The sequence below is a fragment of the Agromyces bauzanensis genome (assembly GCF_014645655.1).
In the GTDB taxonomy this organism is placed as follows: Bacteria; Actinomycetota; Actinomycetes; order Actinomycetales; family Microbacteriaceae; genus Agromyces; species Agromyces bauzanensis.
The window spans coordinates 36,382-62,114 of record NZ_BMMD01000021.1 but is presented as its reverse complement, the minus strand read 5'-3'; the positions used below and the strand labels follow the sequence as shown (position 1 = coordinate 62,114).

Annotated in this window: 22 protein-coding genes; 20 read left to right on the top strand and 2 right to left on the bottom strand. The window is 70.7% G+C overall.

Features of this window, described 5'->3' with window-relative positions; all coding sequences use genetic code 11:
• Positions 1-22 precede the first annotated feature (22 nt).
• The 3 genes from IEX31_RS15560 (at position 23) to IEX31_RS15550 (ending at position 3,465) form a co-directional block, all read left to right on the top strand.
• The gene (locus IEX31_RS15560) at positions 23-2,323 is read left to right on the top strand and encodes a DNA polymerase III subunit gamma and tau (protein ID WP_188744321.1); all 2,301 of its coding nucleotides are present in this window, start codon (positions 23-25) and stop codon (positions 2,321-2,323) included.
• A 3-nt stretch (positions 2,324-2,326) separates the two neighbouring features.
• Positions 2,327-2,923, top strand: coding sequence for a recombination mediator RecR (gene recR, locus IEX31_RS15555; RefSeq protein ID WP_188744320.1), 597 nt, complete (start codon positions 2,327-2,329; stop codon positions 2,921-2,923).
• A 182-nt stretch (positions 2,924-3,105) separates the two neighbouring features.
• On the top strand, positions 3,106-3,465 hold the full coding sequence (locus tag IEX31_RS15550) for a nuclear transport factor 2 family protein (RefSeq protein WP_188744319.1): 360 nt from the start codon (positions 3,106-3,108) through the stop codon (positions 3,463-3,465).
• Between the two features lie 78 nt (positions 3,466-3,543).
• Here the strand turns inward: IEX31_RS15550 and IEX31_RS15545 are convergent, their stop codons facing one another.
• Entirely contained in the window at positions 3,544-4,038 is a 495-nt protein-coding gene (locus IEX31_RS15545; RefSeq protein ID WP_188744318.1) for a hypothetical protein, read from the bottom strand.
• A 130-nt stretch (positions 4,039-4,168) separates the two neighbouring features.
• On the opposite strand from IEX31_RS15545, the gene IEX31_RS15540 reads away from it, so the two are divergent.
• The 3 genes from IEX31_RS15540 to IEX31_RS15530 all read left to right on the top strand — a co-directional run bounded on the left by IEX31_RS15540 (position 4,169) and on the right by IEX31_RS15530 (position 7,462).
• The gene (locus IEX31_RS15540; RefSeq protein WP_188744317.1) at positions 4,169-5,443 is read left to right on the top strand and encodes an aspartate kinase; all 1,275 of its coding nucleotides are present in this window, start codon (positions 4,169-4,171) and stop codon (positions 5,441-5,443) included.
• 180 nt (positions 5,444-5,623) lie between these two features.
• Positions 5,624-6,700, top strand: a complete 1,077-nt coding sequence (locus IEX31_RS15535; protein ID WP_188744316.1) for an aspartate-semialdehyde dehydrogenase — start codon at positions 5,624-5,626, stop codon at positions 6,698-6,700.
• 63 nt (positions 6,701-6,763) lie between these two features.
• On the top strand, positions 6,764-7,462 hold the full coding sequence (locus IEX31_RS15530; protein ID WP_188744315.1) for an SGNH/GDSL hydrolase family protein: 699 nt from the start codon (positions 6,764-6,766) through the stop codon (positions 7,460-7,462).
• Positions 7,463-7,518: 56 nt separating this feature from the next.
• Here IEX31_RS15530 and IEX31_RS15525 read toward each other — a convergent pair whose 3' ends face one another.
• Positions 7,519-8,139 carry a MerR family transcriptional regulator gene (locus IEX31_RS15525; protein ID WP_188744314.1) on the bottom strand — a complete coding sequence of 207 codons (621 nt, stop codon included), beginning with the start codon at positions 8,137-8,139 and terminating at the stop codon, positions 7,519-7,521.
• A gap of 87 nt (positions 8,140-8,226) precedes the next feature.
• On the opposite strand from IEX31_RS15525, the gene IEX31_RS15520 reads away from it, so the two are divergent.
• The 14 genes from IEX31_RS15520 (at position 8,227) to IEX31_RS15455 (ending at position 25,731) form a co-directional block, all read left to right on the top strand.
• Complete coding sequence (locus IEX31_RS15520; RefSeq protein ID WP_188744313.1) at positions 8,227-8,646, top strand: hypothetical protein; 420 nt, start codon at positions 8,227-8,229, stop codon at positions 8,644-8,646.
• An 86-nt stretch (positions 8,647-8,732) separates the two neighbouring features.
• A complete protein-coding gene (locus tag IEX31_RS15515; protein WP_188744312.1) occupies positions 8,733-9,194 on the top strand; it encodes a VOC family protein in 462 nt (153 codons plus the stop codon).
• Positions 9,195-9,227: 33 nt separating this feature from the next.
• Positions 9,228-10,754, top strand: coding sequence for a malate:quinone oxidoreductase (locus IEX31_RS15510; protein WP_188744311.1), 1,527 nt, complete (start codon positions 9,228-9,230; stop codon positions 10,752-10,754).
• Positions 10,755-11,054: 300 nt separating this feature from the next.
• Positions 11,055-12,926, top strand: a complete 1,872-nt coding sequence (locus IEX31_RS15505; protein WP_188744310.1) for an ABC-F family ATP-binding cassette domain-containing protein — start codon at positions 11,055-11,057, stop codon at positions 12,924-12,926.
• The gene (locus IEX31_RS15500; RefSeq protein ID WP_373285535.1) at positions 12,913-15,048 is read left to right on the top strand and encodes an intein-containing Rv2578c family radical SAM protein; all 2,136 of its coding nucleotides are present in this window, start codon (positions 12,913-12,915) and stop codon (positions 15,046-15,048) included. Before IEX31_RS15505 ends, IEX31_RS15500 begins: the two co-directional genes overlap by 14 nt.
• Before the next feature lie 112 nt (positions 15,049-15,160).
• Positions 15,161-16,393 carry a sensor histidine kinase gene (locus tag IEX31_RS15495; protein WP_188744308.1) on the top strand — a complete coding sequence of 411 codons (1,233 nt, stop codon included), beginning with the start codon at positions 15,161-15,163 and terminating at the stop codon, positions 16,391-16,393.
• A gap of 5 nt (positions 16,394-16,398) precedes the next feature.
• Positions 16,399-17,529, top strand: coding sequence for a hypothetical protein (locus IEX31_RS15490; protein ID WP_188744307.1), 1,131 nt, complete (start codon positions 16,399-16,401; stop codon positions 17,527-17,529).
• Complete coding sequence (locus IEX31_RS15485; RefSeq protein WP_188744306.1) at positions 17,516-18,247, top strand: response regulator transcription factor; 732 nt, start codon at positions 17,516-17,518, stop codon at positions 18,245-18,247. The genes IEX31_RS15490 and IEX31_RS15485 overlap by 14 nt, the downstream gene beginning before the upstream one ends.
• Positions 18,248-18,862: a thymidine kinase gene (locus IEX31_RS15480; protein WP_188744305.1), complete on the top strand. Its 615-nt coding sequence runs from the start codon at positions 18,248-18,250 to the stop codon at positions 18,860-18,862.
• Between the two features lie 99 nt (positions 18,863-18,961).
• Positions 18,962-20,053 carry a heparan-alpha-glucosaminide N-acetyltransferase domain-containing protein gene (locus tag IEX31_RS15475; protein ID WP_188744304.1) on the top strand — a complete coding sequence of 364 codons (1,092 nt, stop codon included), beginning with the start codon at positions 18,962-18,964 and terminating at the stop codon, positions 20,051-20,053.
• 169 nt (positions 20,054-20,222) lie between these two features.
• Positions 20,223-21,698 (top strand): sugar transferase, encoded by a 1,476-nt coding sequence (locus tag IEX31_RS15470; protein WP_188744303.1) that lies wholly within the window; start codon positions 20,223-20,225, stop codon positions 21,696-21,698.
• 32 nt (positions 21,699-21,730) lie between these two features.
• The gene (locus tag IEX31_RS15465; protein ID WP_188744302.1) at positions 21,731-23,548 is read left to right on the top strand and encodes a DUF4012 domain-containing protein; all 1,818 of its coding nucleotides are present in this window, start codon (positions 21,731-21,733) and stop codon (positions 23,546-23,548) included.
• 150 nt (positions 23,549-23,698) lie between these two features.
• Positions 23,699-25,126, top strand: a complete 1,428-nt coding sequence (locus tag IEX31_RS15460) for a tyrosine-protein kinase domain-containing protein (RefSeq protein WP_188744301.1) — start codon at positions 23,699-23,701, stop codon at positions 25,124-25,126.
• Positions 25,123-25,731 (top strand): arsenate reductase/protein-tyrosine-phosphatase family protein, encoded by a 609-nt coding sequence (locus IEX31_RS15455; RefSeq protein WP_188744300.1) that lies wholly within the window; start codon positions 25,123-25,125, stop codon positions 25,729-25,731. Before IEX31_RS15460 ends, IEX31_RS15455 begins: the two co-directional genes overlap by 4 nt.
• Positions 25,732-25,733: the final 2 nt, after the last annotated feature.

Genomic DNA, 25,733 nt, shown 5'->3' with positions numbered 1-25,733 from the left:
ACGCGGGAACTACCATTGACACGTGGTCACCGCCCTGTATCGCCGCTACCGGCCTGAGACGTTCGCCGAGATGATCGGCCAGTCGCAGGTGACCGAGCCGCTCATGACCGCGCTTCGCACCGATCGGGTGAATCACGCCTACCTGTTCAGCGGCCCGCGCGGCTGCGGCAAGACCACCTCGGCACGCATCCTCGCGCGCTGCCTGAACTGCGCCGAGGGCCCGACCGACACCCCCTGCGGCGTCTGCCCCAGTTGCATCGAGCTCTCGCGGGGTGGCGGCGGCTCCCTCGACGTCGTCGAGATCGACGCCGCGAGCCACAACGGCGTCGACGACGCCCGCGACCTGCGCGAGCGCGCCGTGTTCGCCCCCGCCCGTGACCGCTACAAGATCTTCATCCTCGACGAGGCGCACATGGTGACGCCGCAGGGCTTCAACGCGCTGCTCAAGCTGGTGGAGGAGCCGCCCGAGCACGTGAAGTTCATCTTCGCCACCACCGAGCCCGACAAGGTGCTCGGCACCATCCGCTCGCGCACGCACCACTACCCGTTCCGCCTGGTGCCGCCCGGCCCCATGCTCGAGTACGTGCAGAAGCTCTGCACCGAAGAGGGCGTCGAGGTGGCGCCCGGCGTCCTCCCGCTCGTCGTGCGGGCGGGCGGCGGCTCGCCGCGAGACACGTTGTCGCTCCTCGACCAGCTGATCGCCGGCTCCGAGGGGTCGACGATCGACTACGAACGCGCGGTCGCCCTGCTCGGCTACACGCACGGAGCACTGCTCGACGAGGTCGTCGACGCCATCGGCGTGAAGGACGCGGCCGAGGCGTTCGCCGCGGCCGACCGCATCGTGCAGACGGGGCAAGACCCGCGGCGCTTCGTCGAAGACCTCCTCGAGCGGCTGCGCGACCTCATCGTGGTGGCGGCGTCATCGCCCGAGGCGGCCGCCGCCGTGCTGCGCGGCACCCCCGACGACGAGCTCGCCCGCATGGCCACGCAGGCCGCGGCCTTCGGACCGGCCGAGCTCTCGCGCGTCGCCGACCTCGTGAACCAGACCCTCACCGAGATGACGGGTGCGACCTCGCCGCGCCTGCACCTCGAGCTCATGCTCGCGCGCGTGCTCGTGCCCTCGAGCGACGACACCGAGCGGGGGGCGCTGGCTCGCGTCGAGCGACTGGAGCGTCGCGTCGGGGTCACGGATGCCGCGGGCGAGTCCACGTTCGCCGGTCGCGGTGCGGCGGAGCCGCGTCTCGTGACCCCCGCGCCGGTGCCCGCCCGTTCCGCGGGTCGAGGAGCGGCGGAGCCGCGTCTGGAGACCGGCACGCCCGCAGCGGCTGCGCCGACAGCGGCTGCGCCGACAGCGGCTGCGCCGAAGCCCGTCGGCCCGGTCACGTTGCAGCTGATCCGCGACGCGTGGCCCGAGATCCTCGGTGTCCTGGAGCGCACGAAGCGCACCGCCTGGATGGCGGCGATGACCGCCAAGGTCATCGACTACCGCGCCGACGACGGCGTCCTGGTGCTCGGCTTCCCGAGCCAGAACGACGTGAACGACCTTCGCGGCGGCACGGGCGTGCAGAGCCCGGCCGAGCTGCTGCGCCGCGCCATCGCCGACGTGCTGGGCGTGCAGGTCAAGTTCCTGCCGCGGGTCGTCGGCGCCCAGTCGGGCTCGGCCGAGTCGCCGACGTCTGCTCCGCCCGAGCCCGGGCGCCCGTCGGGCGGCGACACCGCGCCCGTTGCGCCGGTGCCCGACGTGCGAGTGGGTGCCGGCGCGCGTTCCGGCTCCGGCTCGATGTCCGGCGCCGCTCCAGCGCCGTTTGCGTCCGCGCCGTCGGCACCCGCTCCGTCGGCGGCTGCCCCGTCCGCCACCGCGCCGTCGGCGTCTGCGCCGTCTGCATCGGCTCCGTCCGCGACTGCCCCGTCTGCCAGCGCCTCGGCTGCGCCGGTCGACTCGTGGGCCACGGTCGCCATCCCGAGCGACGAGCCCGAGGTCGCGGCCGCGCCGGCCTCGTCAGGCGGATCCACCGGTGCGCCCGCTGCCGGAGCGCAGCGCCACGCGTCGGCCGCCACGGCGACCGCGGTGACCGAGGCGCCGGCCGCGGCATCCGACCTCGTCGACATCCCCGACGACACCGAGGCGCCTCCCGAAGACCTCGAACCGCCGTTCGATCCGGGCCCGCCGCCCGAGATCGTCGTCGACGCCGCGCCCGCCACGGCACCGGTCGACGGCGGCATCCAGCGATACGGCGAGGCCGTCGTGCGCGAGGTGCTCGGTGCCACGTTCCTCGAGGAGGTCGAGGCGCCCGGGCGCACCGGCTTCGGGGAGCGTGGCTAGCCCGTGTACGAAGGCATCGTCCAGGAGCTGATCGACGAGCTCGGCCGCCTGCCCGGCATCGGGCCGAAGTCGGCGCAGCGCATCGCGTTCCACATCGTGCAGACCGAGCACTTCGACGTCAGCCGGCTCGCCGAGATTCTCATGGAGGTGCGCGAGAAGGTGCGCTTCTGCGAGATCTGCGGCAATGTCGCGGAGCAGTCGACGTGCTCGATCTGCCGCGATCCGCGACGCGACCCCACCCTCATCTGCGTCGTCGAGGAGGCGAAGGACGTCGTGGCCATCGAGCGCACCCGCGAGTTCCGGGGCCTCTACCACGTGCTCGGCGGCGCGATCAGCCCCATCGACGGCATCGGCCCCGACGAGCTCCGCATCCGCCAGCTCATGCAGCGCCTCGCCGACAGCACGGTCTCCGAGGTCATCATCGCGACCGACCCGAACCTCGAGGGCGAGGCCACGGCCACGTACCTCAGCCGGCTGCTCACGACACTGGAGATCCGGGTGACGCGCCTCGCGTCGGGCCTCCCCGTCGGTGGCGACCTCGAGTACGCCGACGAGGTCACGCTCGGACGGGCGTTCGACGGCCGCCGCGTCGTCGGCTGACGCTGCGCTGCGGCGGGTTTCCCCGACTGTTAACGGTCTCGCGTTCGAGGCCGACCTGAACGTCATCACTGGGGGCCGGACGTTAACACTCGGCTCGGCGGGGGCCGGGGAGGGGCGGCGGGGTGGGGGTGAATGGGTGTGGGTCGGTTGACGCTCGCGCGCGGCGGGGATAGAACGGACCCATGGCGAGCACGGGTGCAGCGTGGGTGGCCGGATATGTGGCGGCCTGGGAATCCAACGACCCCGAGCAGATCGGCGAGTTGTTCGCGGATGACGCGGTGTACCTCACCGCGCCCGACCACGAGCCGCGACGCGGCCGCGACGCCATCGTCGCCGGCTGGCTCGAGGACCGCGACGAACCCGGCGAATGGGCATTCGACTGGACGATCATCCACGAGGACCCGGGGTTCATCGTGGTGCAGGGGCGCACCGAGTATCCCGCCGAGAAGGACTACCTGAACCTCTGGATCGTCCGGCTCGACGAGGGCGGCCGGGCGACCGAGTTCACCGAGTGGTACATGCCCCGTCGGCACAAGGACTGACGCGGCATCCCGCCGTCGGCCGAACAGCCGCCGTTCGCCGATCAGCCGCCGACCACGGCACGCGGCCGCGCCGACTAGCTAGCGCAGCACCTCGACGAGCATGACCCACGCGATGAGGATCGCGGCGATCACCGCGAGCAGCGACCCCATCGCCACCGCGACGAGGCCCGCCGCGACCGGACCGGCGATGATGAGCATGCCGCCGATGAGGAACGCGGCGAGCGGGATCACGCCGATCACGCTCTTGCCGAACCGGTCGGCCGCCGAGATGCGGTCCTCCCGGGCGATGACGCGCATCGCGTGCACCTGGAACACGGCGGCAAGTGCCGCCGCCACGAGCACCTCGACGCCGTACGCGACCTCGGGCTGCGCGGGCACGAGGCCGAGCGCGCCGGCCACGATCGCGAGCACGAGCGCCGCGATCGACGACGCGGCTCGTGCCGGCAGCGTCGGCGACGTCATGATCGTCGAGATGTTCACCGACATCGCCACGATGAGGAGGCCCGCGAGGGCGGCTGTCGCCCCGACCATCGCCACGTTGAAGTCGGTCCATCCCTCGAGCGCGTCGGCCATGACGAGCACTCTAGCGGGGCGCCGACCGCGGCCGTCACATTGCCGGGCGCGCAATCGGTCCGCCGTATGATGGACGTTCGGGCGACCGGACGTGCATCCCCGGCGCCAGCCACCACCCGGGGGAGATCACGTGAGCTTGATCGTGCAGAAGTTCGGCGGGTCGTCCGTCGCCGACGCGGAGAGCATCAAGCGGGTCGCGAAGCGCATCGTCGAGACCCGCAAGGCGGGCAACGATGTGGTCGTGGCCGTCTCTGCGATGGGCGACACCACCGACGAGCTGCTCGACCTCGCGCACGAGGTCACGCCGATGCCCGCGCCCCGTGAGCTCGACATGCTGCTCTCCGCGGGGGAGCGCATCTCGATGGCACTGCTCGCCATGGCCATCAAGAGCATGGGCCACCAGGCCCTGTCCTTCACCGGCAGCCAGGCCGGCATGATCACGGATGCCACGCACGGCGCCGCCCGCATCGTCGACGTCACCCCGGTGCGCCTCCGCGAGGCGCTCGACGAGGGCGCGATCGTGATCGTCGCCGGGTTCCAGGGCTTCAACCGGGACACGCGAGACATCACCACGCTCGGACGAGGCGGCAGCGACACGACGGCGGTCGCCCTCGCGGCGGCGCTCGGGGCCGACGTCTGCGAGATCTACACCGACGTCGACGGCGTGTACACGTCCGATCCGCGCATGGTGGCGAAGGCCCGCAAGCTGTCGAGGATCACGAGCGAGGAGATGCTCGAGCTCGCGGCATCCGGGGCCAAGGTCCTGCACATCAGGGCGGTCGAGTTCGCCCGCCGCCACGGCGTCACCCTGCACGTGCGCTCGTCGTTCAACAACAACGAGGGGACGATCGTCTACGACCCCTCGCGCCTTCCCGAAGGAGCCGAAGTGGAAGAGTCCGTCATCGCCGGAGTCGCGGTCGACCTGACCGAGGCGAAGATCACGGTCGTCGGCGTTCCCGACGTGCCGGGGGTCGCGGCGAAGATCTTCAAGATCGTCGCGAACACCAACGCGAACGTCGACATGATCGTGCAGAACGTCTCGGCTGCGGCCACCGGGCGCACCGACATCTCGTTCACGCTGCCGAAGTCCGACGGTGAGCGGGCGCTCACGGCGCTGTCGCGCTCGCAGGAGGCGGTCGGGTTCACGTCGCTGCAGTACGACGACCAGATCGGCAAGCTCTCGCTCGTCGGCAACGCAATGCGCTCGGCCACGGGCGTCTCGGCGCGGCTCTTCGAGGCGCTCTACGAGGCCGGCATCAACATCGAGATGATCTCGACGAGCGAGATCCGCATCTCGGTCGTCACCCGCGCCGACAGCGTGCACGCCGCGGCGCGGGCCGTGCACACGGCGTTCGAGCTCGACGCCGAGGAGGACGCGATCGTCCATGCGGGCACGGGGCGCTGACCGAGCGGATGCCGCGGCGTCGCGACATCCGTCGACTGCCGCAGAACAGGAGAAAGCTGCCAGATCAGGACGCCGGGGCCGGTCTCCGTGCGGCGCGGCCGCCGATCTCCTGCACACTGGAATGAGACGTACGGGCGAACCGCCGCACGCGGCATCCGACCGGGAGAAGGAATGAAACCCATGGCACACGGAGTGAACATCGGCGTCGTCGGCGCCACCGGACAGGTCGGCGCGGTCGTGCGGCGGCTGCTCGAGGAGCGTGACTTCCCGGTCGCGTCGATCCGCTACTTCGCGTCGGCCCGCTCGGCCGGCTCGACGCTGCCGTGGAAGGGCGAGGACATCGTCGTCGAGGATGCCGCGACCGCCGACCCGTCGGGCCTCGACATCGCGATCTTCTCCGCGGGTGCGACCCTCTCGAAGGCGCAGGCGCCGCGGTTCGCCGCCGCCGGCGTCACGGTGATCGACAACTCGAGCGGCTGGCGTATGGACCCCGACGTGCCGCTCGTGGTGAGCGAGGTGAACCCGCACGCCATCGATCAGGCGCGCAAGGGCATCATCGCGAACCCGAACTGCACCACCATGGCCGCCATGCCCGTGCTCAAGGTGCTGCACGACGAGGCCGGCCTCGAGCGCCTCATGGTCTCGACGTACCAGGCCGTGTCGGGCGCAGGTCTCGCGGGCGGCGAGGAGCTGCTCGAACAGGCGAAGGCCGCCGTCGCACAGGACGCGATCCAGCTCGTGCACGACGGCGCCGCCGTCACCTTCCCCGAGCCGAAGAAGTTCGTGCGGCCGATCGCGTTCGACGTGATCCCGCTCGCGGGCTCGATCGTCGACGACGGCGACAACGAGACCGACGAGGAGAAGAAGCTCCGCAACGAGAGCCGCAAGATCCTCGAGCTGCCGGGTCTGCGCGTCGCGGGCACGTGCGTGCGCGTGCCGGTGTTCACGGGTCACTCGCTCTCCATCCACGCCGAGTTCGCGAACCCGATCACGCCCGAGCGGGCGACCGAGCTGCTGGCGGATGCCCCGGGCGTCGAGCTCTCCGACGTGCCTACGCCGCTCCAGGCCGCCGGTTCCGACCCGAGCTTCGTCGGACGCATCCGCCAGGACCAGTCGGCGCCCGACGGGAAGGGCCTCGTGCTGTTCGTGTCGAACGATAACCTGCGCAAGGGCGCGGCGCTCAACGCCGTGCAGATCGCGGAGCTCGTGGCGGGTCGGGTATCGCAGCGTATCGAGACCTCGCCCGCGGCAGTCTGAGGGGCAGGCCCGGGTCGGTCCCGGCACCTGCGGTGGCCGACGCGGCCAGCCTACAATCGCGACATGCGGGGTCTTCGTTCACGCGGTGGCACGATCGCGGCGGTCGCGATCGCCGCGGCGACGGCAGCCGTGGCGTGCACGGCGCTCACCGCGTGCAGCGCGGCATCCGACCGCTCCGAGCCCACCCCCACGCAGGGGGCGACGGTCGCGGCGTTCTACGGCGACTCGTACACCAGGGGCACGGGCACGAGCTCGCCGGAGCGGCGCTGGTCGTCGCTCGTCGCCGCCGAGCGAGGCTGGTTCGAGTTCAATCCGAGCGTCGACGGGCTCGGCTTCGTGATCAACCGCGGCCTCGGCGGCACCGATCTCGTCGACCTCATCGTCGAGCACGAGCCGCCGCCCGACCTCGTCATCGTGACGATGGGGTTGAACGACAACTTCCTGGGGCCGAGTGAGGCCGGCGACCTCGAGGCCGCGATCGGCGACGACTTCGAGCGATTCCGCGAGGAACTGCCCGACGCCCGCCTCGTCGTGGTCGAGCCGTTCTGGTACACCGACGAACGCCCCGACTCCGTCGAGCGCATCATCGGGTGGGTCGAGGAGGCCGCCGACCGGGTCGGCGCCGACCACATCGACGGAGCCTCGAGATGGCTCGAGGGGCATCCGGAATGGATGGCCGCCGACGGCATCCACCCGAACGACGAGGGCCACGCCGAGATCGCCCGCCGCCTGGATGTGGAGTTCGAGCGACTCGGCTTGTGAGCGCCGCGGCGCCGGCGCGGCATCCGCTCAGCATCCGCTCAGCCGGCTCAGCCGGCTCAGGCGCCCAGCTCCCGTCGCGCCGCCGCGTCCTGGTGCGCGAGGCGGCGCAACGCGAGGATGACCGGCTCGTAGAGGGCCGTGCCGAGCACCGTGTACTCGACGGCCGCGTGGGGTTCGCGGGGCATCCGCTCGAGGTCGAATGCGGCGATCTCACGCAACCGGCGGCCGTACTCGAGCAGGCGCTCCTCGCTGATGGGCATGCCCGCCGCCTCGGCCGCCGCGAGCGCCGACTCGAGTTGCGCGACGGCCGCGAAGCGCGGGTCGTAGACCTGGTCCAATGCCTCGAGGGCGGCGCGCGCACGCGGGAACGGGTCGGGATCGTCGGCGGATGGCTCGGCCGCCGTCGGCGGCAACGAGCCCACGGCCCGTCCGAGCGTGGCGTAGAGATCATCGCCCGGATCGTCGACGAGCGCGAGGATCGCCCGCGCCTGCTGCACGCTGAGCCCGACCGCGCCCGTGAGCGCGCGGATGAGTCGCAGCCGCCGCACATGCGACTCGTCGTACGTCGCCTGGGTCGCCGAGGTAGAGGTGCCCGGATGCAGCAGTCCCTCACGCAGGTAGTACTTCACGGTGGCGAGGGGGAGCCCGGCGGCGGCGGCGAGGGCGGAGATGCGCATGCGAAGTCCTTGCATTGGATACTGTCACTCTCTAATATTGGAGAGTAACACTATCCAATCACGTCGAACCGACACCGAAGGAACGCCATGCCGTCTCCGAACGACCTCACCCTCATCGGCATCCTGCTGCTCGCACTCGTCACCGTCGAGAGCGGCGGGTACTTCCTCACCCGCATCGTGCGCGGCCGCGTGCCCGCCAATGCACTGCAGGTGAGCTTCTTCCGCGCGGGCCACGCCCACGCCGCCGTGCTCCTCGTACTGTCGATCGCTATCCTCGCCGTCATCTCCTACGCCGCCCTCGACGGGTTCTGGCTGTGGCTGGCGAGCATTGGCGTGCCGATCGCCGCCATCCTGATGCCCGCCGGCTTCTTCCTGTCGGTGCTCGGCAAGGACCCCGAGCGACCGAACCGCCTGATCTGGCTGCTCTGGGCCGGCGTCGCCGTGCTCACCGCGGCGCTCATCACGGCGGGCATCGGCCTCATCGCGGGGGGTGTGGCGGCGCTCTGACCGGCGGTCCCGGTGGTCGAGGAGCGCCCCGCGGAGCCGGGCGCTCCTCGAGACCGGGTGTCGGTCGGCCGCGATACCGTCGCGCCATGGCCGTCCCGCAGCGCTTCACCCTCATCACCGTCGGCGTGGCCGACGTCGACGTCGCCACCGCCTTCTACCGTCGTCTCGGCTGGCGACAGTCCACCCATTCCGCCGACGGCATCACCTTCTTCTCGACACCCGGCCCGATCATCGCCCTCTGGACGAGCCCCGAGCTCGCGGTCGACGCCGGGCTCGCGAGCCAGACGGATGCCCCGTGGCCGGCGCCGGGGTTCCGCGGCGTCGCGCTCGCGGTCAACTTCGACACCCGTGCCGAGGTCGATGCCGCCCTCGTCGACTGGCAGGCGGCCGGCGGCGAGGTGACCAAGCCCGCGGTCGAGACCGAGTGGGGCGGCTACAGCGGGTACGGCGCAGATCCCGACGGCAACCTCTGGGAGTTCGCGCACAACCCGTTCTGGCCGCTCGACGAGCGCGGCATGCCGCACCTCGACGGGGGCGACGTGGAGTGAGGTGGGCGCCCGGCCGACGGCGGCGGCCGCGCGATGATACGCGGTCAAGGGCACCATCTCAACTCCTCTAGACTGGAAATCGTGACTTCAGAGGAATCCGTCGACGTCGTACTCATCGGCGGGGGCATCATGAGCGCGACGCTCGGCTCCCTGATCTCCCAACTGGAGCCGGACTGGAGCATCCGCGTCTACGAGCGACTCGGCGAGGTGGCCCAGGAGTCCTCGAACGCGTGGAACAACGCCGGTACCGGCCATGCGGCACTCTGCGAGCTCAACTACATGCCCGAGAACCACGATGGCACCGTCGACGCCGCGAAGGCCGTGTCGATCAACGAGCAGTTCCAGGTCAGCCGGCAGTACTGGGCGTACCTCGTGTCCACGGGTGCCCTGCCCGAGCCCCACAACTTCATCAACTCCACCCCGCACATGACCTTCGTCAAGGGCGAGGCGAACGTCGAGTACTTGCGCAAGCGCGTCGCGGCACTCAAGGACGAGCCGCTGTTCCCCGATCTCGAGTACACCGAAGAGCTCGAGCGCATCGCCGAGTGGACGCCGATGCTCGCCAAGAAGCGCAACCCCAGCCAGAAGGTCGCGGCGACCCGCATCGCAGCCGGCACCGACGTGGACTTCGGTGCCCTCACCCGATACCTCTTCGAGGACATGGCCCGTCGCGGGGCATCCATCCAGACCAACCACCAGGTGACCTGGCTCAAGCGCCAGAAGGACGGCACGTGGAAGCTCCGCGTGCGCCACACCGTGGGCCAGACGCCGAAGACCGTCACCGCGAGGTTCGTGTTCGTCGGGGCGGGCGGCGGCGCCCTCGCACTGCTGCAGCATGCCGGCATCCCCGAGATCAAGGGGTTCGGGGGGTTCCCGATCTCGGGCCAGTTCCTGCGCACGACCAACCCCAAGATCGTCGCGCAGCATCAGGCGAAGGTCTACGGCAAGGCCGCCGTCGGCGCGCCGCCCATGTCGGTGCCGCACCTCGACACGCGCGTCGTCGACGGCGAGACGGCGCTCCTCTTCGGGCCGTACGCCGGCTTCACGCCGAAGTTCCTGAAGACGAGCACCTGGTTCGACCTGCCGTTCTCGGTACGCCTGCACAACCTCGGGCCGATGCTGCAGGTCGCCCTCAAGAACTTCGACCTCGTGAAGTACCTCGCGTCCGAGCTGCTCGCCTCGCGTGCGAAGAAGCTCGCGGCACTGCGCGAGTTCATGCCCACCGCCAAGGATCGCGACTGGGAGCTCATCACCGCCGGCCAGCGCGTGCAGGTCATGAAGCGCGACCCGCAGAAGGGCGGCGTGCTCCAGTTCGGCACCGAGCTCATCACGGGTGCCGACGGCACCATCGCGGGGCTCCTCGGCGCCTCCCCCGGCGCCTCGACCGCCGTGCCGATCATGCTCGACGTGCTCGCACGGTGCTTTCCCGACCGGTTCGCGGGGTGGGAGCCGAAGCTGCGCGAGATGATCCCGAGCTACGGAACGACCCTCTCGGCGGATCCCGAGGTTGCCGCGGCCTCGCTCGCCGAGACGGCGAAGGTGCTCGAGCTCAGCGCGTAGCCCGCGGCGTTACGGCGATCGCGGGATCGGTACCGCGCCTTGGCAAGCCCGCGCCGCGTCTGCTACTGTCGACCCCGCTATGAAGTGAGCACATCCCATCGTCCCGCGCCTGAGGCGCCGTTGACTCCGGGTGTGCACTTCCACTGATCGCGACAGTGTCGCGCGCACCTTCGCGACGGCGAATGCCGGGCGGGACTCATCCATCCGCTCCCGGGTCGCCGACCGCGCCGCCGTGCCGCGTGCGCGCCCTCGGCGGCGACGGCCCGCGACCCGGGAGCACTCGCGAACGGACGTTCCCGCATGGCTGTACACGTCTCCCATTCCCTTCACCTCCGCGCCGACGGACTCTCGGCCGCATACCCCGATCGGCGCATCTTCACCGACCTCGGGTTCTCCGTCGCGCCCGGCCAGCGACTCGGGCTCATCGGCGAGAACGGCGCCGGCAAGTCGACGCTGCTCCGGCTCCTCGCGGGCGAGAGCGGCGGGCCGGATGCCGCGTCCGCTCCGATCGGCGAGGCCGCCGTGGCGGGGCGGCTCACCCGTCCGGCGCGCACCGGCCTGCTCGCGCAGGAGCTGCCGTTCGCGGCGCATGACGTGGTCGGCGAGATCCTCGAGGACGCACTGGCCGAGGTCCGGTCGATCGAGCGCGAGCTCGACGAGGCCGCCGCCGCGCTCGCATCCCCCGACGGCGGCCGTGCGGCCGACGCGGCCGACGCGGCTGTCGCCGCCGGCGACTCCGACACTGATGCGGTTTTCGCATCAGTGTCGGAGTCAGCGGCCGAGAGGCGGTACGCCGACGCCCTCGACGCCGCCGAGCGCGCCGAGGTGTGGTCGGCCGACGCGCGCCGCGACGAGCTCCTCGAGGGGCTCGGCGTCGCCGGTCTCGGGCTCGATCGTCGCATCGGCGAGATCTCGGGCGGCCAGCGCAGTCGGTTCGCCCTAGCGGCGCTGCTGCTCCGCGCGCCCGACGCGCTGCTGCTCGACGAGCCCACCAACCACCTCGACGACGCCGCGGCCGCATTCCTCGAGGACCGTCTCCGCGCCTGGCGCGGCCCCGTGGTCTTCGCGAGCCACGACCGCGAGTTCCTCGACCGGGTCGCGACCGGACTCCTCGACCTCGACCCGGGGCTTGCGGGCGCGCTCGCGCTCGCCGACGGGGCCGGGGGCGCGAGCCGGGGCTCGACCCGCGACGACGCGCTCGCGGCATCCGGAGGCACCGTCTTCGGCGGCGGCTTCAGCGAGTTCCTCGTCGTCAAGGCGGCGGAGCAGCGCCGCTGGCAGGGTCAGTACGATGACGAGCAGGAGGAGCTGCAGCGCCTGCGGCACGCCGTCGCGGGGTCTGCGACGCGACACGTCGCGCGCGGCCGGGCGGCCACCGACAACGACAAGTTCCTGAAGCACTTCAAGGGCGGCAGGGTCGAACAGGCGGTCTCCCGTCGGGTGCGCAACGCCGAGCAGCGCCTCGCGACGCTCGAGCGGGAACAGGTCGGCAGGCCCCCGACGCCGCTCGCGTTCGCGGGCATCCCGTCGGGTTCGCACGCGCTCGAGGAGGCATCCGGCCTGCTGTTGCAGCTGTCGGATGTCGCGATCGACGGCCGACTCGAGCTCGACGCGTTGCAGGTGGCGCCGCTCACGCGGCTGCTGGTGACCGGTGCGAACGGTGCCGGCAAGTCCACGCTCCTCGGCGTGCTCGCAGGCACCCTCGCAGTCGACCGCGGTGTCGTGCACCGGCGCAGGGGCCTGCGTGCGCAGCTCCTCGAGCAGGACGTGCGCTTCGCCGATCCGGATGCCTCGCCGAGGCACCTGTACGAGCGCGTGCTCGGCGAGCGGCGCGCCGAGCAGGTGCCGCTCGGCAGCCTCGGGCTCATCGCGCCGCGTGACGAGTCCCGCCCGGTCGGATCGCTCTCGGTGGGGCAGCAGCGGCGGCTCGCCCTCGCGCTCGTGATCGCGCGGCCGCCGCACGTGTTCCTCCTGGATGAGCCGACGAACCACCTCTCGCTCGCGCTCGCGACCGACCTCGAGGAGGCGCTCGGCACGTATCCGGGCGCCGTGGTGATCGCGAGCCACGACCGGTGGCTCCGACGGCGCTGGGTGGGGGAGCGGCTCGAGCTCGACGCGGGGCGGCGCGCCGGGGCATCCACTTGCCTCTCATTCGAACATGTGTTCGAATGAGCAGATGCGATGGAGTGGACAGGAGCTCGGTGTCGAGCAGGCGGGCACGCTTCCCGGGCTCGCGAAGCTGAACAACCTCGTGCGCTCGGTGCAGACGCCCGAGTTCGCGGGCGTGACCTTCCACGAGGTGCTCGCGAAGTCGGCGCTCAACAAGGTTCCGGGCCAGTCGGTGGTGCCGTTCGGCTGGACCATCAACCCGTACCGTGGCTGCAGCCACGCGTGCGTGTACTGCATAGATCCCGAAACGGTGATCACCATGAGCGATGGCCGTGAGAAGCCGTTGTGGGCGGTCGAGGTCGGCGATGTGGTGCTGGGCACTCGGGTTGCGGGCCGATACCGCCGATACACTCCGGCCAAGGTCCTGGCGAAGTGGACGAACCGCAAACCCGCGTACCGCGTCACGCTCGCCGACGGCACGACGCTCGTCGCGAGCGGCGACCACCGGTTCCTCACCGAACGTGGTTGGAAGCACGTGACCGGCTCGATGGCTGGACACGGTCAGCGACCGTACCTGACGACCGGGAACTCGCTGATGGGATTCGGTCGCAGCGGCATCGCTCGTCAGATCTCGGTGCTGTCGGAGGACTACGCTCGTGGCTACCTCACCGGCATGATCCGCGGCGACGGGCTCTTGTTCACCCGTGAGTACACACGCGCACGTGGAAGCACCTATGTGCATCGTCAGTTCCGTCTTGCACTCGCAGATGTCGAAGGGCTTGACCGAACGCGCGTCTTCCTGGAGAGGTTCGGGATCATGACGAATCCCTTCCAATTCTCGGTCGCCAGCGCGAACCGACGCGCGATGTACGGCATCAGGACCGCGGCGCAAGCTCACTTCGGAGCGATATCGAGCGTGATCTCATGGCCTGCTGAACGCACGGACAAGTGGGCGGCCGGTTATCTCGGCGGAATCTTCGACGCCGAGGGGTCGTGCAGCCGAGGCATCCTCCGCATCTCCAACGAGGACGACGCGGTGCTCACCGCCATCGAGCGGAGCCTTGATCGATTCGGCCTCTCGTTCACACGCGAGGCCGCGCGACCAAACGGCGTCACCACGATCCGACTGACGGGTGGCTTGCCCGCTCGCAACACGTTCTTCGCGCTGGCACAGCCCGCGATTACCAGGAAGCTGGCCATTGCCGGTGCTGCGATCAAGTCCACGGCGGATCTTCGCGTGGTGTCGATCGACGCGCTCCACGGAGACCGGGAGCTGATGGACATCACCACGACCACGGGCGACTTCATTGCGAACGGCGTCGTGAGCCACAACTGCTTCGCCCGCCCCACGCACACGTACCTCGACCTCGACGCCGGCGACGACTTCGACCGGCAGATCATCGTGAAGGTGAACGTGGCCGAGGTGCTGCGCACCGAGCTCGTGAAGCCGGCCTGGCGGCACGAGCACGTGGCCCTCGGCACCAACACCGACCCCTACCAGCGCGCCGAGGGCCGGTACTCGCTGATGCCGGGCATCATCGACGCGCTCACGACGAGCGGCACGCCGTTCAGCATCCTCACCAAGGGAACGCTGCTGCGCCGTGACCTGCCGCAGCTGGCGGATGCCGCGACGCGCGTGCCCGTCGACCTGGCCATGTCGATCGCGGTCTACGATCACGAGCTGCAGCAGTCGGTCGAGCCGGGCACGCCGAGCACGCAGGCGCGGCTCGCGACCGTCACGGCGGTGCGCGACGCGGGCCTCGACTGCGCGGTGTTCCTCATGCCGATCCTCCCGTACCTCACCGACACGAGGGTCCACCTCGACGAGGCGCTGCGCCAGGCCAAGGGCGCCGGAGCGACGAGCGTGCTCTACACGGCGCTGCACCTCAGGCCGGGAGTGAAGCCGTGGTTCATGCAGTGGCTCGAGCGCGAGCACCCCGAACTGGTGCCGAAGTACCGGTCGATGTACTACGGCAACAACTCGTACGCGCCCAAGGAGTACCGCCGCTGGCTCGGACAGCGGATGCGGCCCCTCATCCGAGCGCACGGGCTGGAGCAGGGGCGTGAGGATCCCGTGACGGGCGGCGTGCGGTCGTCGGCGCCCACGACGGCGCCCCCGCGCCACGCCTCGGGGTCGCTGCCCGATGTGTTCGGTCGGCCGCCCGATCCGTCGGCGCTCTTCTGAACCCCGCTTCGGCGGTCGGCGGGCGACGACGTATGCGGCGTGGAACTGCGATAATCCGCAGAAGGCCGGGGGCGCACCCGATCACCCGCCGGCGCCCGAGTGGAGGACCACGATGACCCTGGGGTTGCCGGGACACCTCGCGCGAGATTCGCTGAGCCGGGCGCTCGCGCACGGTGGTCACTGCGCGGCGTGGGTGTGCCTCGGCATCGCGGTCTTCATCGGCGTCATGGGCGCGACCGAGGAGGCCGACCCCGCCGGATGGACCACGGCGGCGCTGTCGACCCTGCTCGCCGGGATCCTGGTGCTCGTCGCCCGATTCCCGACGGTGACGCTCACCCTCATCTACCTCGTCGCCGGGACAGGGGCGGTGCTCGCCCTCACCGTGATCGTGATGGACCCGGCCTACGGGCTGCGGTCGACCGACAACGTGATGCTCGCACTGCCGCGCATCGCCCTGATCCTCGTCGGCGGTGCCGGCTCGGGATCGCTGATCGCCATCACGTGGGGCGCGCTCGGCTACGGCTTGGGCGAGGCTGCCACGTTCCTCGGCGCGGCCCTGGCGGGCGGCGTGTGGACGCCCAATGTCGCCGCCGCGGCCGCCCTCGGCATGCTCGTCCTCGCACGCGGCTCCGAGGGGCTCAGCCGCCGAACCGACGCCCGGCGTGAGACGGGACTCCACCGCGCGAGCCAGCAGACGCGCGAGCTCGCCATCCGCCACGACTACGAACTCCGTGCCACCGCGCGACTGCACGACACCGCGCTCAGTCACCTCGTGGCGATCGCCGCCGCCGGATCCGGGCCGGTCGACGAGCGGCTCAGGCTTGGCATCCGCGAAGATCTCAGCCTCATCGTCGGTCGCGACTGGGCGATCGACCACGCACAGGCCGATGCGGAAGCAGGCCTGCTGCCGCAGCCGAGCCGGCCCGGCGGACCGGCCCGCGCAGCAGACGACACCGCGCCGCCGACGCTCGAGGCCGCGTCCACCGCCGCCGTGAACCTCGGGCTCGAAGTGCGGATGAGCGGGGACCTCGCGGTGCTCGGCGTACTCGGGCCGGGCCGCGCCGCCGCGCTCGACGCGGCCGTCGCCCAGTGTCTCGTCAACATCGCGAGGCACGCGGGCGTGCGTGAGGCGGAGGTGGCGATCGGTTTCAGCGACGGCGAGGTGACCGTCGCCGTCATGGACAGCGGCGTCGGATTCGACGAGGGCGACGTGCCGGAGGATCGCATCGGGCTCCGTACCTCGATCCGCGCTCGCATCGAGCAGGAGGACGGCACGGTGCGCCTCTGGTCGACGAAGGGCATCGGCACCACCGTCGTGATGGCCGTGCCCGAGGGCGGCGAATGAGCAGGATGCCCCTCACCCAGCAGGAAGCCGACCCGCTCGGGGGCATCTCGGCGACACCGCTCGTCGCGATCGGCGCGGCCCTGGCGTTCGGAGCCTCGATCGTGCTGACGATCGTGCACTGGGACGAGGTCGGCAGGCCGCTCGCCGCCTTCATCGCGATCGGGCTCGTGGGTGCGGCGGGAGTCGTCGCGGCGATCTCCGTGGCGCCGTCGCGGGCTCCGTTCACCTCGGAGCGCCTGTGGCTCATCGTGGCGCTCGCGGTCGCCGCGGCGATCGCCGAGTACATCAGCACCATCGGTGCCAACACCTCGATCTACGACGACTTCGGCTCCATCGTCGTCGGCACGCTCATCCTCAGCGTCGCGCCGTACTGCACGTGGGTCTCACTGCTGCTCGCCGGCGTGATCTCCGCGGCCGTGCTCTCCCTCCTCGTCGTCGGATCGGCCTCGGCGATCGCCGTGGACGCACCCGTCGCCTCGCTCATCGCACTGAACTCGGCCGCGGTGCTCGCCCTCGCGGCGGCGGCGGCCGGGTACTCCGCCGCGGTCGTCGACGAGACGCTCGCCTGGCAGCGGGAGGCCAATCGCGCCGCGCTGCAGCGCGACGCGGAGCTCCGTGCCGGGATCGCCCGGTCCGTGCAGCAGAGCCGCGTGTCGGTGCTCGGTCGGGAGGTGCTGCCGTTCCTCGCGGGCGTCATGACCGCCGACCGCATCTCGGTCGCCGATGCCGATCGCGCCCGTGAGCTCGCCGAGACGTTGCGGCACGCACTCAAGGCGGGCATCGAGTCGACGTGGCTCGACGAGCTCGCGGCAGACCTGCAGTCGACGCGCGGCATCCCCGTCGTGATCGACGACCCGACCGGCGCGGCCGAGGACCTGAATGACGACCAGCGTTCCGCCCTCACGGCGCTGCTGGTGTGGCTCGGCGACGCGGGTCGGTCGGCGAGGATCCACGTGGCGCTGCACGGCGAGCCCGATCGTCGCGGCGTCTCGATCGTGGCCGAGCACGGGTCGTCGCCGCCGGCCCGTCGTGAGCTCGATCGCTTCACCGCGGTGGCCCGCGCGGTTGCCATGGGCGCGGAGGCCACGCTGACAGAGGAGAATGTGAAGGTGGAGTTGCGTCATGTCCCCGAGTGAGGCGTCGATCCCGCCGGCCCCGTCGCCAGCCCCGCCCGCGGCGCCCCCCGGCACCCCCGCGGACGAACGCGTGCGCCTCGCGCTGCTCGACGACCACGGCCTCATCGTCGACAGCCTCGCCATGTGGTTCGGCGATCACGCCCCGGACTTCGTGGTCGCCGTGCGCGCCACCACCTGGATGGATCTCATCCGCGACCCCGCCTTCCCCGTCGACCTCGTGCTGATGGACCTCCAGCTCGGCGACGGCGTCTCGATCGAATCCCGCATCCGTGCCTGCCGGGCCGCGGGGGCGAAGGTGCTCGTCGTGAGCGCGCTCGACGACGAGGGCTCCCGGGCGCGGTGCCTCGCCGCCGGCGCGGCGGGCTTCGTTTCCAAGACACTGTCCGTGGCGGAGCTCATCGACCTCGCACGGCGCGCTGCACGCGGGGAGCGGCTGCGGCGGCATCCGTCGACCGGGAGCGCCCGCCGCGACGCCGGCACGGCCGCAACGCCGGCGGAGCCCGGCTCGGCGCACCTCAGCGCCGCGGAGGAGCGCGCCCTGCGGCTGTACGCCGAGGGGCACTCCACCGCCGAGGTGGCCGACCGCATGGACGTGGGCTACGAGACCGCGAAGACGTACCTGCGGCGCGTGCGCGAGAAGTACGCACGAGTCGGCCGGCCGGCGAGCCGGAAGGCCGAACTGATCCGCCGTGCGGCGGAGGACGGATTCCTCGAGTAGATGGCGAAGTTGTACTTCCGCTACGGCGCGATGAACTCCGGCAAGTCGACGGCGTTGCTCCAGGCGGCCTTCAACTACGAGGAACGCGGCCACGAGGTGCTGCTCGCGAAGCCTGCCGTCGACACGAAGGGGGACCTCAGCATCGTGTCGCGGCTCGGCGTGGCGCGCGACGTCGACTTCATGATCGACCACGACGCGAACGCGCTCGAGCGCTTCCAGCACTACCGATCACGGGTCATCGAGGTGTCCGGACGCGACGTGAGCTGCCTGCTCATCGACGAGGCGCAGTTCCTCACCGCCGAGCAGGTCGACGACCTGCTGCGCATCGCCCTCATGGACGACATCCCCGTGCTGGCGTACGGCATCCGTACCGACTTCCAGACGGCCGCGTTTCCCGGCAGCCGGCGCCTCCTCGAGATCGCGCACAGCATCGAGGAGCTGAAGACCATCTGCCGCTGCGGACGCAAGGCCATCTTCAACGGCCGCCTCTTCGACGGCCGGTTCGTGTTCGACGGCGACCAGGTCGCGATCGACGGCGAGGAGGTCACCTACGAGTCCCTCTGCGGCGTCTGCTACCTCGAGGAGAGCGGCGGGGTCCTGAACGGCCGCCACTGAACGGCCGCCACTGAACGGCCGCCACTGACGGCCGCCACTGAATGGCCGCCACTGACGGATGCCGCCCACACGCGCCCATCGAGGTGCGAGCATGGCAGCATGACGGTCGATGCGCAGCGGATGCCACGCCGCGTCGACGGGGTCGACGCCGCCCGCGGGCTCGCCCTCATCGGCATGTTCGTGGCGCACGTCTCCCCGGCCGTCGCGACTCCGGAGGTGGCCGAGCTCATCGCGATCGCCGACGAGCGCCCCCGCCTGCTCTTCGCCCTGACCGCCGGCATCGGACTGGGGCTGATGACCGGGGGCGCCCGTCCGATGATCGCGGATCGCTCCGAGCTTCGGCGCCAGATCGCCGTGCGCGCGGTCATCCTCATCGCGCTCGGCATGCTCATCTGGGTCACCCTCGACCCGCTCGTCTTCATCATCCTCGACGTGTACGGGGTCGCGTTCCTCGTGCTGCTGCCGCTGCTGTTCCTGCCGCCGCGCGGTGCGCTCGCGCTGGGAATCGGCCTCCTCGCCGTCAGCCCCGCCCTCGCCGAGCTCGGCGCCCGCACCGACTTCGTCGCCGCAGTGCGGCTGACCCCCCTCAAATTCCTCTCCGACTGGGTCGTCGGCGGCGCGTATCCCGTGGTCGTCTGGGTCGCCGTGATGCTGATCGGGCTCGCGATGGCGCGAATGGACCTCCAATCGCCGCGCGTGGTCGGGTATACCGCGCTCGCCGGCACGGCGGCGGCATCCGTCTTCCTTCCACTCGCCGCGCAGCTGCCGGCGCCCGAGCTCGTGAGCGAGGCGGGCTGGTCGGTGCCGCTCCGCGCGTCGCTCGAGGCGCTGGGGAACGTGGGCGTCGGCGCCCTCGTGGTGGCGGCGATGCTCACGCTCACGGCGCTCGCGCGCCCTGCGGTGCGTCGCGTCGCGTCGACGGCCCTCTCGCCGATCATCGCCATGGGCGGCATGCCGCTCAGCATCTACACGATCCACCTGGTCGTGATCGCGCTCGCGATCCGCGAGGAGGACGGCGTCGCCACGGATGACTCGTGGCCGCTGCTCGTCGGGCTCGTGGTCGGGTCGATGGTGTTCGCGTGGCTCTGGCGCCGCTACCTCGGCCGCGGGCCGTTGGAACGCCTGCTCCGGTGGGCGAGCGGCCGCGATCGCACCGATCCGGTGGCGGCAGCGCCCCGCCGAGATGCCTGATGCGCCGGAGGCGGCGAACTGAGGAGAACTCGGGACCCCATTTCGGGGGACACTTTGCACAGAGCCCTCCAGTGACACGGCCGGGCGGGGTAGCCTAGCGCATGTCCCGCCGCCCGAACGGCGGGGTTCGTGCAGTCCGCCCACCCGGGGGCGGGCGGGGGAGATGGTCATGACCCTGACGCGACAGTCGTCCATCGACTCACCGTCTGCGGTCGTCGCCGCGTGGCAGCACGCCTACGCCTGGCGGCTGCTCGTCACCGATCTCGTCGTGGTCGTCGTTGCCGTCTACGGATCGCAACTGCTCCGGTTCGGCTTCGACGATCGAGCCGTCCGCATCCCGAGCGATGACGACCCCACGGTTGTGGTCAGCTACTCGGTGGTGAGCGCGATCCTCGTGCTCGGCTGGTTCGCGGCGCTCTCCTTCTTCGGCACCCGTGACCGCACCATCGTCGGCACGGGCACGGCCGAGTACCGGCGCATCGCCGATGCCACCATCCGCATGTTCGTGGTCGTCGCGGTGCTCGCGTTCGCCCTGCAGTCGGAGGTCGGCCGCGGGTACCTGCTGATCGCACTGCCGTTGGGGCTCTCACTCCTGCTGCTCGCTCGATGGGGCTGGCGCAAGTGGCTCCTGCACCGTCGCGCGACGGGCGCTTACTCGCATCGCGCGATCCTCATGGGCGAGCGCCAGAAGTCGGTGCACGTCGCCAAGCAGATGTCCCGCGACGGCAGCATGGGCATCGTCCTCGTCGGTGCGATCACCGAGCACGGCACGTCCGACGCGGAACTTGCGCCCGGCATCCCAGTCCTCGGTGACTACGGGAGCCTCTCCCAGGCTCTGGAGCAGGCGCGCGCCGACACCGTTATCTTCACCGGCGCCGACACGATCGACCCGCGGGGCATGCGCGAGATCGGCTGGCAGCTCGAGACGACGTCGACGAACCTGATCGTGGCCCCGGCGCTCACCGATGTCGCCGGCCCACGAATCCATGCCCGGCCCGTCGCGGGGCTCCCGCTCATCCAGGTCGACTTCCCCGAGTTCGAGGGACGCAAGTACGCGGCGAAGCGCGCCTTCGACCTCGTGGCCGGCTCGATCGCCCTCGTGGTCCTCAGCCCGGTGTTCCTCGTGCTCGCCCTGATGGTGCGCCGTGACAGCCCCGGCCCCGCATTCTTCACCCAGGAGCGCGTCGGCATCAACGGCAAGCGATTCCACATGCTGAAGTTCCGTTCGATGGTGGTGGATGCCGAAGCCCAGCTCCCCACGCTCCTCGACAGCTCCGATGGCAACGGCGTGCTCTTCAAGCTGAAGGCCGATCCGCGGGTCACTCGCGTCGGCGCCTTCCTGCGGCGGTGGAGCCTCGATGAGCTGCCGCAGCTGGTCAACGTCCTGCTGGGCGAGATGTCGCTCGTCGGGCCTCGTCCGCCGCTCGCGTCGGAGGTCGAGCGGTACGACGAGTGGATGAATCGGCGCCTGCTGGTGCGGCCGGGCATCACGGGCCTCTGGCAGACCCAGGGCCGGTCCGACCTCTCCTGGGAGGACAGCGTGCGCCTCGACCTCTACTACGTCGAGAACTGGTCGCTGACCGGCGACGTCATCCTCCTGTTCCGCACGGTTCGCTCGGTCGTTCGCGCGCACGGGGCGTACTGACCGATGGCCGTGCGCGTCTATGCTGGGTGCTTGTGACCCAGCCCGTGATCACCGCCGACGACGCGCGTCTCGACCGCTCCTCACGCCCCGAGAAGAAGCCTCGGCGGCGGTGGATCGCGCACGCGATCATCTGGCCCGTGCTGGCGTTGCTCATCATCGGCGGCGGGTTCGCCGCGTGGTCGCTCTACAACGACGCGATGTCGGTGCGCGACGACCTCGAGGAAGCCAGCTCGGCGGTCTCCGAGTTCCAGGATGCCGCGACCGCGCGCCAGCTCGACCAGCTCCAGCCCATCGCCGACCGACTCGAGGCATCCGCCGAAGCCGCCGTGGTGCCCACTGCCCAGCCGCTGTGGCGCATGGGGGAGCTGGTGCCCGTCGTCGGCGAGAACCTGCGCGCGGTGCGGGTGATCGCCGAGGGCGTCGACGAGGTGTCGACCGAGATCGTGTCGCCGGCCGTGGGCCTCGTCGCCGACTTCGGGTTGCGACGCGACCCGGCCACGGGCGGTTTCGACCTGACACCGCTGCGCGAGGCATCCGACATCGCCGCGACCGCCGATCGCGTCATCGTCGACCTGGAGGAGCGGGTGCAGTCGATCGACACGGATGCCACGATCGGCCCGGTCTCGCAGGCGGTCGGGCAGTTCGACGAGATGCTCGGGTCGGCGAGCGAGGCGATTCCGCCGATCAACGGCGCGTTGGCCGGCATCGGCGCCATGGTCGGCGTCGATGGTCCGAAGAACGTGGTGCTCGCCTTCCTCAACAACGCCGAGGCTGCGGCGCTCGGTGGCGGGCCGGCGGCGCAGTCCCTCCTGAGCGTCGACAGCGGCAACGTGCAGATGGTGCAGCAGGTGTCCAGCACCGACTTCCCGGTCGGGGCTCCGCTCGACGTCGCCATGGACGACGGCGCGAGGCAGCTGTACGACTCGATCTTCCTCGACAACATGAATGCGGCCACGAGCCGGCCCGACTTCCCGACGGCCGCACAGGTCATCACCGCGCACTGGCAGCGCACGCTGGGCGTGACCCCCGACGTCGTCGTGTCGATCGACCCGATCGCCCTGTCTCGACTGCTCCAGGTCACCGGCCCGGTCACGCTGCCCGACGGCGAGCAGCTCACGAGCGACAACGTCGTGACCAAGCTGCTCAACGAGGCGTACTTCCGGTACCCCGAGGGCGGCGCCGAGAACGACGCGTACTTCGCGTCGGCGGCCACCGCCGTCTTCGATCGCATGATGTCGCTCGACTACGACATCTGGGCCATGGCCGACGCGGTCGTCGATGCGGCGAACCGCGGCACGCTCATGATGTGGAGCGCCGATCCCGCGACGCAGACGCTCTTCGACGGCACGCGCCTGCAGGGCACGCTGCCCGCCGGCAACGAGGGAACCACGGCGCTCGGAGTGTACTTCCGCGACCGGTCGTCGTCCAAGATCGACTACTACCTGCACACCGAGGCGAACGTCACCACGAACGCGTGCACGCCTGATGCGCCGACCTACACGGTCGAGGTGCGACTGCGGTTCGACGTCCCCGACGACGTCGAACTGCCCGACTACATCGACAGCAACCTCTACGACTTCTACCGCACCGAGGTGTTCCTCTACGGACCGGTGGGCGGCACCACGACCGCCGTCGAGGTGCCCGAGCCCGGGCTCGAGACCGTGACCGGGCCTTCGGTCACCGACCTCGGGCGGCCGGCCGAGAAGTTCACGGTCGACCTCGAGAACGGGCAGTCGGCGCTCGTGCGTGCGACGTTCGCAGGTACGCCCGACTCCGGACCCACCGAGGTGCGCATCACGCCGATGATCAACGCGACCACGGTGACCCTGGCCGAGGCGACCTGCGGCTGAATCGGTTAGGTTTCTCCGAATCCGCCCACTGGGGGTAGCCTCATTTCGTGCTGGCCCCCGAATACGGCACGTAGCAAGCACGTAACACCGTGATGCGACACTGACGTTCACCGTGCGATGGGGGCCGCACGGGATCGGAAGGAAACATCGGTGGAGTTACGCGACTACGTGCGCATCCTGCACAAGAGTTGGGTGCTCGTCCTCGCCTGCCTCCTGCTCGGCATCGGCGCCGCCGCGGTGTATTCCATTCTGGTCACCGCGAAGTACGAGGCCACGACCGAGCTCTACGTCTCGGTGCGATCGGGCGACAGCGCCGCGACCGGTGACCTCGTGCAGGGCACCAACTTCGCCCGTCAGGCGGTGACGAGCTACGTCGACGTCGTCGACAGCGCGATCGTGCTCGACCGGGTGATCGAGCAGCTCGCGCTCGACACGACGAGCGGTGAACTCGCGGCGAAGGTCGAGGCGAGCTCACCGCTCAACACGGTGCTGATCGAGATCGTCGTCACCGACAGCGACCCCGAGGCCGCGGCCGAGATCGCGAATGCCGTGGGGTCCAACTTCGCCGACGTCGTCGTGAACGACCTCGAGAAGCCCGAGGGCGAGGCCCTCAGCCTCGTCAAGATCGAGACGATCCAGCCGGCCACGGTGCCCGAATCCGCCTCGAGTCCGAACGTGCCGCTCAACTTGGCGCTGGGTGCACTCGTCGGCCTGGCCATCGGCATCGGCATCGCCGTGCTGCGCAGCGTGCTCGACACGCGCATCCACTCGCTGCACGACATCTCGCAGATCACCGACGCGCCGTTGCTCGGCGGCATCGCGCTCGACCCCGACGCGCGCACACGCCCGCTCATCGTGCACGCCGACCCGCACAACCCCCGCGCTGAGTCGTTCAGGAGCCTTCGCACGAACCTGCAGTTCGTCAACATCGAGGGCGGCCCTCGCAGCTTCGTGGTCTCGAGCGCCGGCCCGGGCGAGGGAAAGACCACGACCACCGCGAACCTCGCCATCTCGCTGGCCGAGACCGGTGCGAGCGTCGCCCTGATCGACGGCGACCTGCGCCTGCCGAAGGTCGCCGAGTACCTCTCGATCGAGGGAGGTGTCGGCCTCACCGACGTGCTCATCGGTCGAGCAGAACTCGTCGACGTGCTGCAGAAGTGGGGTCGCGGGCGGCTCTACGTGCTTCCGTCGGGTCGGATCCCGCCGAACCCGAGCGAGTTGCTCGGGTCTGCGGCTATGGCGACCGTGCTGGCCACCCTCACGGAGCAGTTCGACTACGTGCTCATCGATGCCCCGCCGTTGCTGCTCGTGACGGATGCCGCGGTGATCTCCAAGCTCGCGGGCGGCGCCATCCTCGTGGCGGCGTCGGGCGCGACGAAGAAGCAGGAGCTGGCGGGCGCGGTGCGCGCGCTCGAAGCGATCGGCAGCCGTCTGCTCGGCGTCGTGGTCACGATGCTGCCGACGAAGGGACCCGACAGCTACGGCTACGGCAACTACACCTACGGCGTCACCCACGACCTCGACGACGTGTTCGACGGCACCGGCGCCCACGAACGACCCAGGAGCGGCCGCGCATGACGTTCTCCATCCTCACCGTGTGCTCGGGCAACATCTGCCGCTCACCCTTGGCTGAGCAGTTGCTGCGCTCGGGTCTCGCCGGAATCGACGGCGTGACCGTGGCCAGCGCGGGCACGAGCGCCATGGTCGGCCACGGCATGCCGGCCGAGGCGCAGGCGCTGTCGGTGCGGTACGGAGCTCTGGATGCCGCGGCCCACGTCGCCCGTCAGGTCGACGAGCAGCTCATCCGTGACGCCGACCTGGTGCTGGGGCTCGCCCGCGAGCACCGGCGTGCGGTCGTCGAGCTCGTGCCGAGCGCGACGCGCCACACGTTCACCCTCCGCGAGTTCGGGCACCTCGCGGCATCCGTCACCGACTTCGACCTCGACGACGCGGCCTCGCCAATGGGCGACGACAGCCTGCGCAGTCGCCTGCGAGACGCCGTCGTGGCAGCGGCGTCGCTCCGCGGGGTCGTGCAGCCGTTCGCGTCGCCCGACGACGCCGACGTCGTCGATCCATACCGTCAGTCGGCCGCAGTCTACGAGGCCACCGCCGCGCAGCTCGTGCCCGCCGTACAGGCGACGGTCGCGCTGTTCACGCGCGCGGCGCAGCGAGTCGAGGCTTGAGA

Excerpts from the sequence above, each read along its gene's own strand:
- IEX31_RS15550 (WP_188744319.1), top strand. The coding sequence starts at position 3,106 with ATGGCGAGCACGGGTGCAGCGTGGGTGGCCGGATATGTGGCGGCCTGG.
- IEX31_RS15545 (WP_188744318.1), bottom strand. The coding sequence starts at position 4,038 with ATGGCCGACGCGCTCGAGGGATGGACCGACTTCAACGTGGCGATGGTC.
- IEX31_RS15535 (WP_188744316.1), top strand. The coding sequence starts at position 5,624 with ATGGCACACGGAGTGAACATCGGCGTCGTCGGCGCCACCGGACAGGTC.
- IEX31_RS15530 (WP_188744315.1), top strand. The coding sequence starts at position 6,764 with ATGCGGGGTCTTCGTTCACGCGGTGGCACGATCGCGGCGGTCGCGATC.
- IEX31_RS15525 (WP_188744314.1), bottom strand. The coding sequence starts at position 8,139 with ATGCGCATCTCCGCCCTCGCCGCCGCCGCCGGGCTCCCCCTCGCCACC.
- IEX31_RS15520 (WP_188744313.1), top strand. The coding sequence starts at position 8,227 with ATGCCGTCTCCGAACGACCTCACCCTCATCGGCATCCTGCTGCTCGCA.
- IEX31_RS15515 (WP_188744312.1), top strand. The coding sequence starts at position 8,733 with ATGGCCGTCCCGCAGCGCTTCACCCTCATCACCGTCGGCGTGGCCGAC.
- IEX31_RS15510 (WP_188744311.1), top strand. The coding sequence starts at position 9,228 with ATGATACGCGGTCAAGGGCACCATCTCAACTCCTCTAGACTGGAAATC.
- IEX31_RS15505 (WP_188744310.1), top strand. The coding sequence starts at position 11,055 with ATGGCTGTACACGTCTCCCATTCCCTTCACCTCCGCGCCGACGGACTC.
- IEX31_RS15500 (WP_373285535.1), top strand. The coding sequence starts at position 12,913 with ATGTGTTCGAATGAGCAGATGCGATGGAGTGGACAGGAGCTCGGTGTC.
- IEX31_RS15495 (WP_188744308.1), top strand. The coding sequence starts at position 15,161 with ATGACCCTGGGGTTGCCGGGACACCTCGCGCGAGATTCGCTGAGCCGG.
- IEX31_RS15490 (WP_188744307.1), top strand. The coding sequence starts at position 16,399 with ATGCCCCTCACCCAGCAGGAAGCCGACCCGCTCGGGGGCATCTCGGCG.
- IEX31_RS15485 (WP_188744306.1), top strand. The coding sequence starts at position 17,516 with ATGTCCCCGAGTGAGGCGTCGATCCCGCCGGCCCCGTCGCCAGCCCCG.
- IEX31_RS15480 (WP_188744305.1), top strand. The coding sequence starts at position 18,248 with ATGGCGAAGTTGTACTTCCGCTACGGCGCGATGAACTCCGGCAAGTCG.
- IEX31_RS15475 (WP_188744304.1), top strand. The coding sequence starts at position 18,962 with ATGACGGTCGATGCGCAGCGGATGCCACGCCGCGTCGACGGGGTCGAC.
- IEX31_RS15470 (WP_188744303.1), top strand. The coding sequence starts at position 20,223 with ATGACCCTGACGCGACAGTCGTCCATCGACTCACCGTCTGCGGTCGTC.
- IEX31_RS15455 (WP_188744300.1), top strand. The coding sequence starts at position 25,123 with ATGACGTTCTCCATCCTCACCGTGTGCTCGGGCAACATCTGCCGCTCA.